Source organism: Streptomyces sp. CA-142005 (assembly GCF_050942335.1).
In the GTDB taxonomy this organism is placed as follows: domain Bacteria; phylum Actinomycetota; class Actinomycetes; order Streptomycetales; family Streptomycetaceae; genus Streptomyces.
Window position 1 is genome coordinate 9639775 of sequence record NZ_CP192078.1, and the last position, 13702, is coordinate 9653476.

The window sequence follows — 13702 nt, forward strand, 5'->3', positions numbered from 1 at the left end:
GCGCCGGAGGGTACGGCGCTGCGGAAGCGAGGAGCCATGCACGACCCCGACCCCCCGTTCCGCCCGGTCCACAGGCGCGAGGGCTACCTACCGCTGGAGGACCTCGGCCTGATCGGGGACGGTACGACGGCCGCGCTGGTCGGCCTGGACGGCTCGATCCCGTGGATGTGCCTGCCCCGGTTCGACTCCGACCCCCTGTTCTGCGGCCTGCTGGACCGCGCGCGAGGCGGCCACTTCACCCTCGCGCCGCAGGACCTGGTGGAGGCCCGGCAGCGCTACGAGCCCGACACCGGCGTGCTGACGACCGAGTTGCGCAGTACCACCGGTCTGGTGCGTGTCACCGACGCGCTGGCCGTGCGTCCCGGCTCCGACCTCACCGACGACGCCCCGGCCGGGCGGTGCGAGCTCGTCCGGTCGGCCGTGGTCCTCTCCGGACACGTCCGGTTGCGGGTGGACGTGGAGCCCCGCGGCGGCGGCACGGCCCAGACGCTGTTCAGCGGCCTGGAACTGAGACCCTCGCGCCGGCCGGACCTGCGCCTGCACCTGCGCTCCAACCACCCCCTGCCCGGCCTGCGCAGCACCCACGACCTGAGACAGGGCGAACACCTCGACCTCGTACTGTCCTGGGGCCGCTTCCACCGCCACCACCGGTTCCAGGCCGACACGATGCTCGCGGACACCGCCGACGCATGGCGGCGCTGGATGAAACACTTCGACTACTCCGGTCCCCAGGAGGCACTGGTCCGGCGTGCCGCCATCACCCTGAAGCTGTGCGACGACTGGGCCAACGGCGCCCTCGTCGCGGCACCCACCTCCTCCCTGCCCGCGCCGATCGGCGGAGTCCGCAACTGGGACTACCGTTACGCCTGGATCCGGGACGCCGCCTACGCCGTGTTCGCCCTGCGGCGCATCGGCTTCACCGGCGAGGCGGACGCCTTCCTCGGCTGGGTCCTCGACGCCGTGGAGCAGAGCCGGAGCCCCCGGATCATGTACAACCTCGACGGCGGCCCCGTACCCGACGAGATCGAGGACACCGAGCTGGAGGGGTACCGCCGCTCCGCTCCGGTGCGGTGGGGCAACGGCGCGGCCGACCAGCGCCAGCACGACGTCTACGGCGAGATCCTCGACTGCGCCGACCAGTGGCTTCGCACCGACCACTGGCTGCGCTCGGGCCGCGAGGTGCAGCCCGCGCTGTGGGCGGGCCTGGCGGGGCTGGCCGACACCGCGGAGCAGGCGTGGCGCCAGCCGGACCAGGGGATCTGGGAGGTGCGCAGCGACGGCCGGGTGTTCACGTACTCGGCCGGCATGTGCCAGGTGGCCCTGGACCGGGCCGCGGCCATCGGCGAGCGGCTCGGCCTGCCCGGGCCGACCACGGCCTGGCGTGCCTCGGCCGACCGGCTGCGTCGGCTCATCCTGGAGGAGTCCTGGGACGAGGACGCGCAGACGCTGAGCGCGCACCTGGACGGCGGCGGCGCGCTGGACGCGAGCCTGCTCGCCCTCCCGCTGCGCCACGTGGTGCCGGCCGACCACCCGCGGATGGCGGCGACCACCACGGCCATCTCCGAGCGTCTGGGGGCCGGTGACGGCCTGCTCTACCGCTATCTGCACGAGGAGTCGCCCGACGGCCTGCCCGGCGACGAGGGCGCCTTCGTACTGTGCAGCTTCTGGCTGGCCGACAACCTGACCGCCCAGGGCCGGATCGAGGAGGCCGAGAAGGTGTACGCCTCGCTGTGCGCCCGTGCCAGCCCGCTCGGGCTGTTGCCGGAACAGATCGACCCCACCTCTGGAGAGTTCATGGGCAACTTCCCTCAGGCGTTCAGCCATATCGGGATCATCGCCAGCGGCGTGAACCTCGCCCGGGCGAAGGCGGGCGTACGGACATGATCAACCGGCTCGCCGTCTTCGGCGCGACAGGCGACCTCACCGCCCGCTACCTGCTGCCGGCTCTGGCCGCCCTGCGGGCCGCGGGACACATCGACGACGGCTTCCGGCTGACCGGCGCGAGCCGGGAGGACTGGGACACCGACCGCTTCCGCGGATGGTGCGCCGACCAGCTCGACCGCCACGGCGGCTCCCACCCCGCCGATGCCAGGAAGGCCGTCGCGGCTTCGGCCCGCTACCGGCAGGCCGACGTCACCGACCCCGCGGACGTCGCCGCGGTCGTCGCCGGCGACGACCCGATCGCCGTGTATCTCGCCCTTCCCCCGGCGCTCTTCCCGCACATGGTCACGGCCCTGCACGAGGGGGGCCTGCCGCCGGGCAGCCGGATCGTGCTGGAGAAGCCGTTCGGCGAGGACCTGGCGAGCGCGCGGGAACTGAACCGGCTGCTCGCCGGTCTCGTGCCCGAGCAGGCGGTGTTCCGCGTCGACCACTTCCTCGCCATGACGACCGTCCAGAACGTGCTCGGAAGCCGCCTCGCCAACCGGATGCTGGAGCCCATCTGGAACAGCACCCACATCGCGGAGATCGAGATCGTCTGGGACGAGACCCTCGCCCTGGAAGGCCGGGCCGGCTACTACGACGGCGTCGGCGCGCTGAAGGACATGGTGCAGAACCACCTGCTGCAGTTGCTGTGCCTGGTGGCCATGGAACCCCCGATCACCCTCGGCGAGCGGGACCTGCGCGACCGGAAGGTCGACGTGCTGCGGTCCGTGCGGCTCCTGACCGACTACGACGTCGTGCACCGCACGCGCCGCGCGCGCTACCTGTCGGGCCGGATCGGTGACCACGCCATTCCCGCGTACGTCGACGAGGCGGGCGTGGACCCAGGGCGGCGCACGGAGACCTTCGCCGAGGTCGAACTGGAACTGGACAGCTGGCGCTGGTCGGGGACGACGTTCCGGCTGCGCAGCGGCAAGGCGCTCGGACGAGACCGCAAGGAGGTCGCGGTGCGTTTCCGCTCCGTGCCCCACCTGCCCTTCGGGCACGAGGGGGAGGCCCTGCCCAACGTGCTGCGCTTCGGGCTGGAGCCGGAAGGGATGACCCTCGACATGACGGGCATCGGCGCACGCGCCCAGGCCCTCACCCAGCTCTCATTGACCGCGCGGATGGAACCGCCCGACCTGCCCGCCTACGGCCGGCTCCTGCTGGACGTCATGAAGGGCGATCCGGCACTGTCCATCCGCAGCGACGAGGCCGAGGAGGCATGGCGGGTCCTGGCCCCCGTCCTGAGCGCATGGGAGAGCAACCGGGTCCCGCTGGAGGAGTATCCGGCCGGATCCGACGGTCCGCCTCCCCGGCCGCACAAGGGCGCCCAACGGCGGCGCAGCGACCTGCTGCATCCCGAAGCGCTACCGGAAGATGGACCGCACTGAGCGCCGGTCCCCGTGCGTCGTCGTCACGGGCGTCGCAGGGATCGGCAAGACCACGGTGGCCCGCCTGCTGGCGCAGCGGCTGGGCGTGCCCTTCGCGGACGGCGACGACTTCCACTCGGCGGCCGACATCGCCAAGATGTCGGCCGGCACGCCGCTCGACGACGCCGACCGCCGACCCTGGCTGGAGTCCGTCGGCCGCTGGCTGCACGAGCACGACACGGCGGGCACCGGCGCGGTGGTCGCATGCTCCGCACTCAAGCGACGCTACCGGGACACCCTCCTGGCGGCCTGCCCGGGCGCCTTCTTCCTGCACCTGACCGCCAGCCGTGAAGTGCTGGCGGACCGGCTCGGCGGGCGCACCGGCCACTTCATGCCGGGCTCACTCCTCGACTCGCAGCTTGCCACGCTCGAACCCCTCGAACCGGACGAACCGGGAGCCCAGCTCGACGCGACGCCGGCTCCCGGCATCCTCGCCGACCTGGCCGCAGACCTGCTGGCGCGACAGCTTCACTGACAGGCTCATCAAGCTGACGTGTCTCACCGACGCGGAGTGCGATGCCGCGCTCAGCCGAATCCGCTTCACCACCGACCTGATGGAGTTCACCGACCGGGACGTGGTGATACTTGGGCTACTCCGCGAGCGAGGAACCCCTGGTCCGACCCGCCGACCGCGCGGGCGAGCAGGGCGCAACCTTGGTCCCCACCGAGGGTCCGCTGGCCGTAGCCACACCGCCACGAGCCATCCACGATGTGGATGACCCGGATACGGGATTCGGATCCCTCAAGGGATGGCAGCGGGGCGCCTGGCAGCCCATAGTCGTCCCGACCCACACGCCGCTGTCCACATCAGCGGCTGACGTGAGGCCGTCTTCAGCATGCCGTGCGCTCCGGCGCCCATACAAGCATGCGTGCTTCCGTACGCCGTCCCATGGAGTCGCCATGCCTGGTTCTGTCCAGCCGTCCGTCGCCGCGGTCGACGATGTCACGTCGTCGCCTGTCGCTGTCTCCGGCCCGGCCCATCTGCTGCGCTTGACCCTGCTGATGGCGGGCAGCTGTCTGCCGATCCTCGGGGCGGTGCTGATCGCACCGGTGCTGCCGAAGATGCAAGACCACTTCGCCTCGACCCCGGGGGCCAAGGCACTGGTTCCCCTCGCGCTGACCGTCCCGGCGCTGTCGCTGGCGCTGCTGGCCCCGTTCGCCGGGGTGATCGTGGACCGGCTGGGTCGCAAGCGTCTGCTGATCGTGACGACGCTTTTGTACGCCGTGTTCGGAACGGCCCCGCTCTATCTGGACTCCCTGGGCGCGATCACCGCCAGCCGGGCCCTGGTCGGTATCGCCGAGGCCGCCATCTTGACGTGCTGCACCACACTGATCGGCGACTACTACTCCGGTCATCAGCGGATGAAGTACCTTGCCCTTCAGACCATGTGCGCCTCAGCGTCGGCCACCGTCTTCTTCGTGATCGGTGGGGCCGCCGGGTCGGCGGGCTGGCGGGTGCCCTTCTGGGCGTACGCCGTGAGCCTGGCGCTCGGCCCGCTGATGGCGACCGCTCTGCCCAACCCTGCTGCCCGCGCCACCGTTGACGAGCTCCCGGCCGAGGCGGAAGTCCGCCGCCGCTTCCCGTGGCGGCAGTTGCGGGGCATCTGCGCCCTCACCTTCTTCGGGGCGATGGTCTTCTACACCGTCCCGGTCGAGATGTCGTACCTGCTGGACGATCTCGGGGTGAAGAACTCCGGTGTCATCGGCCTGGCCACCGCGGTCTCGAGCGCCGCCACCGTGGGCGGAGCCATCACCTTCGCCCGGATGAAGCGCTCCCCGGACCCGATGCTGCCCGCCGTCTTCGCGGTCTGCGCGCTCGGTTTCGGGGTGATGTTCCTGGCGGGCAACGCCCCGCTGCTGGTCGTCGGGGCCGTGATCAACTGCGTGGGCACGGGCATGTTGCTGCCCGCCCTGCTCACCAGCGCCATGTCCCGGCTGGCGTTCGAGGACCGCGGTCGGGGAACGGGTTTGTGGATGGCGGCCTTCTTCGGCGGTGAGTTCGTCTGCCCGCTCGTGCTGCTGGCCGTGGAGTCGGTGGTCGGTACTCTCGCCGGTGCGGTGGGCGTGCTGGGGCTGGCCGCCGCCCTCGTAGCCGCCGGCCTCCTTGTGGCTCGCCGCCGCGCCGGTGCCGTCGACCCGCTGCCGCTGCCGGAGCAGACGGTCTGACGGACGTACGCTCCCTCGGGACTGGCCACGATGTGCCGCAGGGCGGTTGCGGCGCTGTCGTGGCCAGTCGTGTCAGCGCGGCGGAGACGCATGCGACGCATCCCCGCGCCCCTTGAGGACGTCGCCGTCGCCGTTGGCCATCAACGTCGCCCCCACCTCCTCCGCCTTCTGCCGCAGCCAGATGTGCGCCGCGTCCTGCGCATGCACCGGGTGCCACCACATCGCCTCCTGCACCGGCACCGCCTCGAACGGGAAGGGCAGGACGCGCACCGCGGCGGCGCGGACCGCTGTGCGGGCCAGGCGTTCCTGGATCATCGCGATCCGGCGGGTGCCCTCCACCATGTGCGGCAGCAACTGGAAGGTCTGCACGGAGACCTCCACCCGTGGGCTGATGCCGAGCATGCTCAGTTGGCGCGCGGCCGGTGCGTCGTAGGGGCGTTGGTAGACGGCCCAGGGCAGCCGGGCCAGATGGTCGAGGGTGAGCTCGTCGCGGACCTCGGGGTGGTCTTCGGCGATCACGCACAGCCAGCGGTCGCTGAAGAGGTCGACCGCGGGCAGACCGTCGATGACGCCGTGCGGCATCAGCAGTCCGTCGACGGTGCTCAGCACGGTCGCGGCGTTCTCCACGACGGAGGGCGCTGGGTGCTGGAAGGTGAGCCGGATCCCGGGTGCCTCCCGGTGCAGGGCGCGGGCCAGGGCGGCCCCGAACACGGCCGCGCCGTAGTCCGATGCGAGCAGCGTGAACGCGCGGGTCTCGGCCGTCGGATCGAAGTCGGCCTGGCTGGCGAAGACCCGCTCCAGCAGGTCGCATGCGGTGGCGCTGCGGTCGCGCAGGGCGATGCCGAGCGGGGTCAGTTCGTAGGAGTTTCCGGTCCGGGCAAGCAGTTCGTCGTCGAAGTGGCGGCGCAGCCGGGACAGCGCCGCGCTCATCGCGGGCTGGCTGAGTCCGATGCGCTCGCCGGCCCGGGTGACGTTGCGCTCCTCGAGAAGTGCGCGGAGGGCGACGACCAGGTTGAGGTCGAGACGGGACAGGTTCACCGGGCACCACCTGGACAGAGAAAACTATTCATGGCGTGGATGTGCGTCATCCACAGGATTCATTTCCGCGATCTGATGATCCAGGTCAGAGTAGACCGCAACTCAGCGGGAGGAAATCTCATGGCAACGCTCGCGCAACCCGTCGGCCCGTTCGCGCTCGGCACGCTCTCCGCGCCTGACGGCAGACGGTTTCCCGGCCTGGTGGTCCGGGACCGGGTGCTGGACCTGAGCCAGGCTCTGGCCTGGGAGCCGGCCGATGTGCGGTCCGTGCTGGAACGGTGGGAGGAGACCCTTCCCGTTCTGCGCACCCTCGCGGGCGAAGACGCCCTGGAGTGGCAGCGGCTCGGCAGTCTGAGCGTGCATGCCCCGGTGGAGCCCCGGCAGATCTTCCAGTCCGGCGCCAACTACCGACAGCACGTCATCGACCTGGAGGTCGCCCACCGCTCCCCGGACGACCCGCGCACGGTCGAGGAGGCGCGAGAGGAGATCGCCGCGGTGATGGACCGGCGGGCGGCGGAGGACCTGCCGTACGTCTTCATCGGCCTGCCGAGCGCGATCACGGGCCCGTACGACGTCGTCGTCCTGCCCGCCTGGGCCGAACAGCCGGACTGGGAGCTGGAGTTGGCGGCCGTCATCGCCAAGCCCCCCCACCGCGTCTCCGTCGAGGAGGCGCTGGAGTACGTCGCCGGGTACACGATCGCCAACGACCTCACCGACCGCGCCACCGTCTTCCGCCGGGACATGAAGGCCATCGGCACGGACTGGCTGCGCAGCAAGAACGCCCCTGGCTTCACGCCGCTCGGCCCGTGGATCGTCCCCGCCGAATCGATAGCGGACCCGGGTGATCTTCGGGTCACCCTGAAGCTCAACGGCGAGACCATGCAGGACGAGTGGACCAAGGACATGCTCTTCGGCATCGCCCGCCTGGTGTCGTACATCTCTCAGACCGCCCGGCTGCTCCCCGGTGACCTGGTGCTCACGGGCAGCCCGGCCGGCAACGGCATCCACTGGGGACGGCTGCTGCGTGATGGCGATGTCATGGAGGGCTCGATCACAGGGCTGGGCGTCCAGCGCACCCGCTGTGTCGCCGAGGGGGCAGACGCATGATCGACCGTACGGATCCTGAGGGCGCGATCGCCGAAGCCGCCAAGAAGTACTCCAACTGGGGCCGTTGGGGCGAGGACGACGTCCTCGGCACCCTGAACTTCCTCGACGAGGCCAAGCGCCTTGAGGGCGCGGCACTCGTACGCCGGGGCGTGAGCTTCTCGCTGTCCCAGCGGTTCGACATGAACGGCCCGCAGAAGGGCTGGCGGCGCCGGACCAACCCCGTGCACACCATGCTCGACACCGGTACCGACGCGGCCCTCGGCAACCAGGGCTTCCCGCACGGCATCGGCGGCGCCGACGACGTGATCGCGATGCCGTTGCAGTGCTCGACCCAGTGGGACGGGCTCGGGCACATCTTCGACCACGGCAACGCATGGAACGGGCGGAAGGCCGAGAAGGTCGTCACCTCCGACGGCGACCTCGTCACCGGCATCGAGCACATGGCGCCGTACGTCGCCGGGCGCGGGGTGCTGCTGGATGTGGGCCAAGTCCTCGGCACGGACCGCGAGCTGCCGGACGCCTTCGCCATCACCGAGGAGCATCTGACCGCGACCGCCGAGGCACACGGCGTGCGCGTGGGCCGCGGGGACATCGTCCTCGTTCGGACCGGGCAGCTGGCTCGCGTCCGGCGCGACAGCTGGGGCGACTACGCGGGCGGCCCGGCGCCGGGGCTGTCGTTCACCACCGCCGGCTGGCTCCACCGCACCGGGATCGCCGCGATCGCCACCGACACCTGGGGCTTCGAGGTACGCCCCAACGAGTTCGACCACGCCTTCCAGCCCCTGCACCAGGTAGTGATCCCCAACATGGGCCTGCTGATCGGCGAGATGTGGGACTTCGAGGCGCTCGCCGCCGATTGCGCGGCCGACGGCGTGTACGAGTTCTGGCTCACCGCCGCGCCTCTGCCCATCACCGGAGCCGTCGGCTCTCCCGTCAACCCGATCGCCGTCAAGTAGCCCGTAAAACCGGGCCGGATGCGTCCTCCCCGGACAGCAGCGGCGCATCCGGCCCCTACCCGCTCCACCCGCCGACGGGTGATTCACCAGACCCCTGGCCCGCTCCCGGCGGGCGAGCCGCACCCCCGCCGCCCGAAGCCGCGCGGCCCAACCTCGGGAGGATCCCGACATGGCAGACAGCCCGACACGCAGAGTCCTCGTCATCGGCGGCGGCGCCTCCGGCAACGCCGTGACCGTTCTGCTGAGCCGCGCCGGCATCGCCGTCGACCTCATCGAGGCCAAGCCCGACTGGAACGCCACCACTGGCTCCGGCATCACTCTTCAGGGGAACGCCCTGCGCGTGCTGCGTGAACTGGGAGTCTGGGAGCAGGTGAGCGCCTCCGGCTTCCCCTTTGGCACGCTGGGCATCACCACCCCCGACGGCACCGTCCTGCACATCGCCGAGGACATCAAGACCGGCGGCAACGACCTGCCCGCCACCCTCGGCATGCAGCGTCCCCAGCTTCAGCAGATCCTCATCGACGCGGTCCGCGCCTCCGGCGCAACCGTCCGCCTGGGCACCACCGCCGAGGCCCTGGAACAGGATGCCGACGGCGTCTCCGTGCGCTTCAGCGACGGCACCGATGGCCGCTACGACCTGGTGATCGGAGCCGATGGCCTCAACTCCGCCACGCGCGCCGCGATCGGCATCACCGACAGACCTGAGCCGACCGGCATGGCCATCTGGCGCATCGCCGCCCCGCGCCCCGAAGGTCTGGAGCGCACCGACCTCGCCTACGGCGGCCCGGCCTATATCGCCGGATACACCCCCACCAGCGAGAACACCATCTACGCCTTCGTCGTCGAAGCGTGCCGTGACCGCGCTTCCATCGACCCGGCCACCTACGCTGACGAGATGGCCCGCCTGGCGCAGGCATACGGCGGAGCCTGGCCGGAGATCACCAAGCACATCACCGACCCGACGAAGGTCAACTACACCTGGTTCGACCGGCTGCTGTTGGAGGGCTCCTGGCACCGCGGCCGGGTCGTGCTGATCGGCGACGCCGCTCACTGCTGCCCGCCCACCCTCGCCCAGGGTGCGGCCATGTCCCTGGAGGACTCACTGGTGCTCGCCGAGCTTCTCACCAGCGGACGGGACTGGGACAGCGAGCTGCTCCAGAGCTACTACGAGCGCCGCGTTCCCCGGGTGCGGACCGTCGTCGAGGCGTCCGTGCAGATCGGCCAGTGGCAGCTGGACGGCGTGCGTGACGCCGACATCCCCGGGCTGATCGGCCGCACGATGAACTCCCTCAAGGAACTGCCGTGACAGTGCCCACCGTGGATGTGCACGCGCACGTCCTGCTGTCCGAGGTCGACGCCGTGGTGGCGGACCTGCCGGGGCTGGCCGAGGCCCGTGCCCTCGACGCCCGCCGCAACGGTCCGGCGGCCCTCGCCGTCAGCGGCCCCATGGTTCGCGAGCGTGCTCCGAGGATGACCGACGTCGACGCACGGCTGGCCGCGATGGACGCTCAGGGGGTGGACTTACAGCTGGTCAGCCCGTCGCCCTCGCACTACCACTACTGGGCGGACGAGGAAACGGCCGAGAAGGTCTTCCGGCTCGCCAACGAGGCGACGGCCGCCCACTGCGCCCAGGCTCCCGGACGGCTGCACGGACTCGGCCTCGTCCCCCTTCAGCACCCCGAGCTGGCCGTACGCGCCCTCGAACACGCTCTGGAGCAAGGCCTGTTGGGCGTCGAAATCTCCAGTCACGCCCCTGGCCGCGAGCTCTCGGACGCGGCGTACGCACCCTTGTGGTCCCGCGCCGAGGAGACGGGCGCGATCCTGTTCCTGCACCCCTTCGGCTGCACGCTCGACGAGCGCCTGGACCAGTGGTACTTGTCCAACGTCGTCGGCCAGCCGGTGGAGAACGCGGTCGCGCTGTCCCACCTGATCTTCTCCGGTGTGCTGGACCGTCATCCGGGGCTGAAGCTGATCGCCGCGCACGGTGGCGGCTATCTGCCCACGCACATCGGCCGCTCCGACCACGCCTGGTCCGCCCGCTCCGACGCGGGCGCCGGCTGCGCCCACCTGCCCAGCAGCTACCTCAAACGCCTGTACTTCGACTCCCTCGTCCACGACCCGCACGTGCTGCGGGAGCTCGTCCGGGCGGCGGGCGCGGACCGAGTGCTGCTGGGCTCCGACTACGCCTTCGACATGGGCACCGAGGACCCGGTCGCCGCCCTGCGCGCCGCCCGGCTGCCCGACCCCGACTTCCACGCCATACGCGGTGGAAACGCCGCCGCGCTTCTCATCCTCTCCTGAGGAGGCCCCCCACATGTCCAACCGCTTGCTCACCCACCTGCGGCATGTCGACCTCGCTGTGCCCGACTACGACAAGCAGCTCGACTTCTACTCCGGCGTCTGGGGCCTGACCAAGGTCGCCGAGGACTCCGACATCTCCTTCCTGGCCGCCGAGGGCTCGCCCGAGCAGTATGTGGTCCGGTTGCGCAAGGCCGACGAGAAGCGCCTCGACCTGGTCTCCTACGGGGCCGCGACCGCCGCCGACGTGGACACTCTCGCCGAGCAACTCCTTCAGGGCGGAGTACGGTTGATCACTCAGCCGGGCAAGGTGGAGACGCCCGGCGGCGGTTACGGCTTCCGCTTCTTCGACGTCGACGGGCGCACCATCGAGGTCTCCGCCGATGTCGAGGTACGGCAGCACCGCAAGATCGAGGAGAAGGAGTCGATCCCGGTCAAGCTGTCGCATGTCGTGCTGAACTCCCCGGACCTGGACAAGACCAAGGCGTGGTACGAGGAGCACCTCGGCTTCCGGCTGTCCGACACGCTCGGCCATCCGCACATCGGCGACGTCATGCACTTCATGCGGATCAGCAACCAGCACCACTCCATGGCCATCGCCAAGGGACCGCACACCTCGCTGCACCACATCTCCTTCGAGATGCGCGGCATCGACGAGTACATGCGCGGCTCCGGCCGCGTGATGCGCGCCGGCTTCAAGAAGATCTGGGGGCCGGGCCGGCACATGGCGGGCGACAACACCTTCACCTACTTCCTCGACCCGCACGGCAACACCGTCGAGTACACGACGGAGTTGGAACTCCTCGACGAGGACACCTGGCACCCGCACGTCTACGACTTCTCCCAGCCCGAAGTGACCGACCAGTGGGGCACCGCCAACCCCATGAACGAACTGGTCACCAAGGAATCCTTCAACGACGTCGACCGCGGAGTGTTCGTCGCCCCGCCGGTCTGATCGGCGAAGCCCTCAGTCGCCGGGGGCGTGGTGGCCCTGTCAACCGCCCTGACTCCCACGCCGCGCCCCCGGCCTTCGCGCCCACCCCTCACGCCGACAGCCGACAGGAAACCTCCATGCGTTTCGCCGCGTACGAGTACCGAAACCGACGCCACGTGGCCGTCGTCGAAGAGGACGGCACGCTCTTCCCTCTCCCCGGTGTCGGCTCCCTGACCGGCCTGCTCGCCCAGGGAGGCGGCCTGCCCGAGCTGCTGGAGGCGGGCTCCGCCACGCTGGACATCCCGGCCGGCCCCCACATCTCCGAGGTACGGCTGCTGCCCCCGCTCCAGCCGCCCACCGTGCGGGACTTCGTCACCTTCGAGGAGCATGTCGATGGAGTGCGACGGTCGGTGGACGGGTCCGCCGGGGTGCCCGAGCAGTGGTACGCGGCCCCGACCTTCTACTTCACCAACCCCTACGCGGTGTACGGCCCGCACGACGACATCCCCATGCCGCCGGGCTCGACCGTGCTCGACTTCGAACTCGAAGTGGCCGCCGTGATCGGCACCGAGGGCCGCGACCTCACGCCGGAGCAGGCGCGCGACCACATCGTCGGCTACACGGTCTTCAACGACTGGTCGGCACGCGACCTGCAGTCCGCGGAGATGAAGGTGGGCCTCGGCCCGTGCAAGGGCAAGGACACCGCCACCACACTGGGCCCGTACCTGGTCACCGCCGACGAACTGGAGAAGTACCCGGACGAGGGCGGCTTCCTGCGGCTCGGGCTCACCGCCTCGGTCAACGGCGAGACCGTCGGCACGGACCTTCTCTCCAACATGAGCTGGACCTTCGAGGAGATGGTCGCCTACGCCTCGCGTGGGACCCTCGTCCGCCCCGGCGACGTCCTCGGCTCCGGCACCTGCGGCAACGGCGGCTGCCTCGCCGAACTGTGGGGCGTACGCGGCAGACAGGACCCGCCACCGCTCAAGCCCGGCGACACGGTCACCCTCACCGTCGAAGGCATCGGCAGCATCTCCAACACGGTCGTCGCCGGAGCCACCCCGATCCCGCTGCCGACCGGCCGACGCCGCTCCCGGGAACGGCCGTGACCGACCTCCACCCCAAGAGGCTTCTCGGCAAGGTCGTCGTGGTGACCGGCACCGCCCGCGGCCAGGGCGCCGCCGAGGCCGAGGCGCTGACCCGAGAGGGCGCCCGGGTCATCGCCACCGACGTGACCGAGGCACCCGGCTGCCGTCGGCTCGACGTCACCAGCGACAAGGACTGGGCCGAACTCGCCGCCGAACTAGGGGAGTCGTACGGCCAGGTACACGGCCTGGTCAACAACGCCGGCATCACCTGGCGCGCCCGCCTCGACGCCGTACGCCCCGAGGACATGGCCCGCGTCCACGCCGTCAACGTCACCGGGCCGCTCCTCGGCATCCAGCACCTGGCACCGCTGATGCGCCCCGGGGCATCGATCGTGAACGTCGGCTCCTCGGCGGCCCTGACCGCCCACTACCCGGTCGCCTACACCGCCAGCAAGTGGGCACTGCGCGGCCTGTCGGCCACCGCCGCCATGGAACTGGGGCCACGCGGCATCCGCGTGAACACCATCCACCCCGGCTTCATCGAGACCGAGATGACCGCTTCCGCCGCGCCCGCCTTCCGCGCGGCCAACCTCGCCGGGACACCTCTGGGCCGCACCGGCGTGGTCGACGACATCACCCCACTCGTCACCTTCCTCCTCTCCGACGAGTCGTCCTTCATCACCGGAGCCGAGATCCCCGTGGACGGCGGTCTCACCGCGCACGGCGGCGCCAAGCCGATCTCGGACGCCGTACGCAAGTAGC

At 70.8% G+C, this 13702-nt stretch carries 12 protein-coding genes; 11 read left to right on the plus strand and 1 reads right to left on the minus strand.

Annotated features, from left to right (window positions below):
- Window positions 1-36 precede the first annotated feature (36 nt).
- The 4 genes from ACQPXS_RS44550 to ACQPXS_RS44565 all read left to right on the plus strand — a co-directional run bounded on the left by ACQPXS_RS44550 (window position 37) and on the right by ACQPXS_RS44565 (window position 5519).
- Window positions 37-1884: a glycoside hydrolase family 15 protein gene (locus ACQPXS_RS44550; protein ID WP_433455156.1), complete on the plus strand. Its 1848-nt coding sequence runs from the start codon at window positions 37-39 to the stop codon at window positions 1882-1884.
- Window positions 1881-3314 carry a glucose-6-phosphate dehydrogenase gene (locus ACQPXS_RS44555; protein ID WP_433455157.1) on the plus strand — a complete coding sequence of 478 codons (1434 nt, stop codon included), beginning with the start codon at window positions 1881-1883 and terminating at the stop codon, window positions 3312-3314. Before ACQPXS_RS44550 ends, ACQPXS_RS44555 begins: the two co-directional genes overlap by 4 nt.
- On the plus strand, window positions 3301-3828 hold the full coding sequence (locus ACQPXS_RS44560) for a gluconokinase (RefSeq protein ID WP_433455158.1): 528 nt from the start codon (window positions 3301-3303) through the stop codon (window positions 3826-3828). The genes ACQPXS_RS44555 and ACQPXS_RS44560 overlap by 14 nt, the downstream gene beginning before the upstream one ends.
- Before the next feature lie 425 nt (window positions 3829-4253).
- Entirely contained in the window at window positions 4254-5519 is a 1266-nt protein-coding gene (locus ACQPXS_RS44565) for an MFS transporter (protein ID WP_433455159.1), read from the plus strand.
- A 72-nt stretch (window positions 5520-5591) separates the two neighbouring features.
- On the opposite strand, the gene ACQPXS_RS44570 is transcribed toward ACQPXS_RS44565, so the two are convergent.
- Window positions 5592-6557 (minus strand): LysR family transcriptional regulator, encoded by a 966-nt coding sequence (locus ACQPXS_RS44570; protein WP_433455160.1) that lies wholly within the window; start codon window positions 6555-6557, stop codon window positions 5592-5594.
- A 120-nt stretch (window positions 6558-6677) separates the two neighbouring features.
- Here ACQPXS_RS44570 and ACQPXS_RS44575 point away from each other — a divergent pair, with 120 nt between their 5' ends.
- The 7 genes from ACQPXS_RS44575 (at window position 6678) to ACQPXS_RS44605 (ending at window position 13701) form a co-directional block, all read left to right on the plus strand.
- The gene (locus ACQPXS_RS44575; RefSeq protein WP_433455161.1) at window positions 6678-7664 is read left to right on the plus strand and encodes a fumarylacetoacetate hydrolase family protein; all 987 of its coding nucleotides are present in this window, start codon (window positions 6678-6680) and stop codon (window positions 7662-7664) included.
- Window positions 7661-8620, plus strand: coding sequence for a cyclase family protein (locus tag ACQPXS_RS44580; protein WP_433455162.1), 960 nt, complete (start codon window positions 7661-7663; stop codon window positions 8618-8620). The genes ACQPXS_RS44575 and ACQPXS_RS44580 overlap by 4 nt, the downstream gene beginning before the upstream one ends.
- 169 nt (window positions 8621-8789) lie before the next feature.
- Entirely contained in the window at window positions 8790-9926 is a 1137-nt protein-coding gene (locus ACQPXS_RS44585; RefSeq protein WP_433455163.1) for an FAD-dependent oxidoreductase, read from the plus strand.
- Entirely contained in the window at window positions 9923-10921 is a 999-nt protein-coding gene (locus tag ACQPXS_RS44590) for an amidohydrolase family protein (protein WP_433455164.1), read from the plus strand. The genes ACQPXS_RS44585 and ACQPXS_RS44590 overlap by 4 nt, the downstream gene beginning before the upstream one ends.
- Window positions 10922-10934: 13 nt before the next feature.
- Complete coding sequence (locus ACQPXS_RS44595) at window positions 10935-11873, plus strand: VOC family protein (RefSeq protein ID WP_433455165.1); 939 nt, start codon at window positions 10935-10937, stop codon at window positions 11871-11873.
- 116 nt (window positions 11874-11989) lie between these two features.
- Window positions 11990-12961: a fumarylacetoacetate hydrolase family protein gene (locus ACQPXS_RS44600; protein ID WP_433455166.1), complete on the plus strand. Its 972-nt coding sequence runs from the start codon at window positions 11990-11992 to the stop codon at window positions 12959-12961.
- Window positions 12958-13701: an SDR family NAD(P)-dependent oxidoreductase gene (locus ACQPXS_RS44605; protein ID WP_433455167.1), complete on the plus strand. Its 744-nt coding sequence runs from the start codon at window positions 12958-12960 to the stop codon at window positions 13699-13701. Before ACQPXS_RS44600 ends, ACQPXS_RS44605 begins: the two co-directional genes overlap by 4 nt.
- Window position 13702 lies beyond the last annotated feature (1 nt).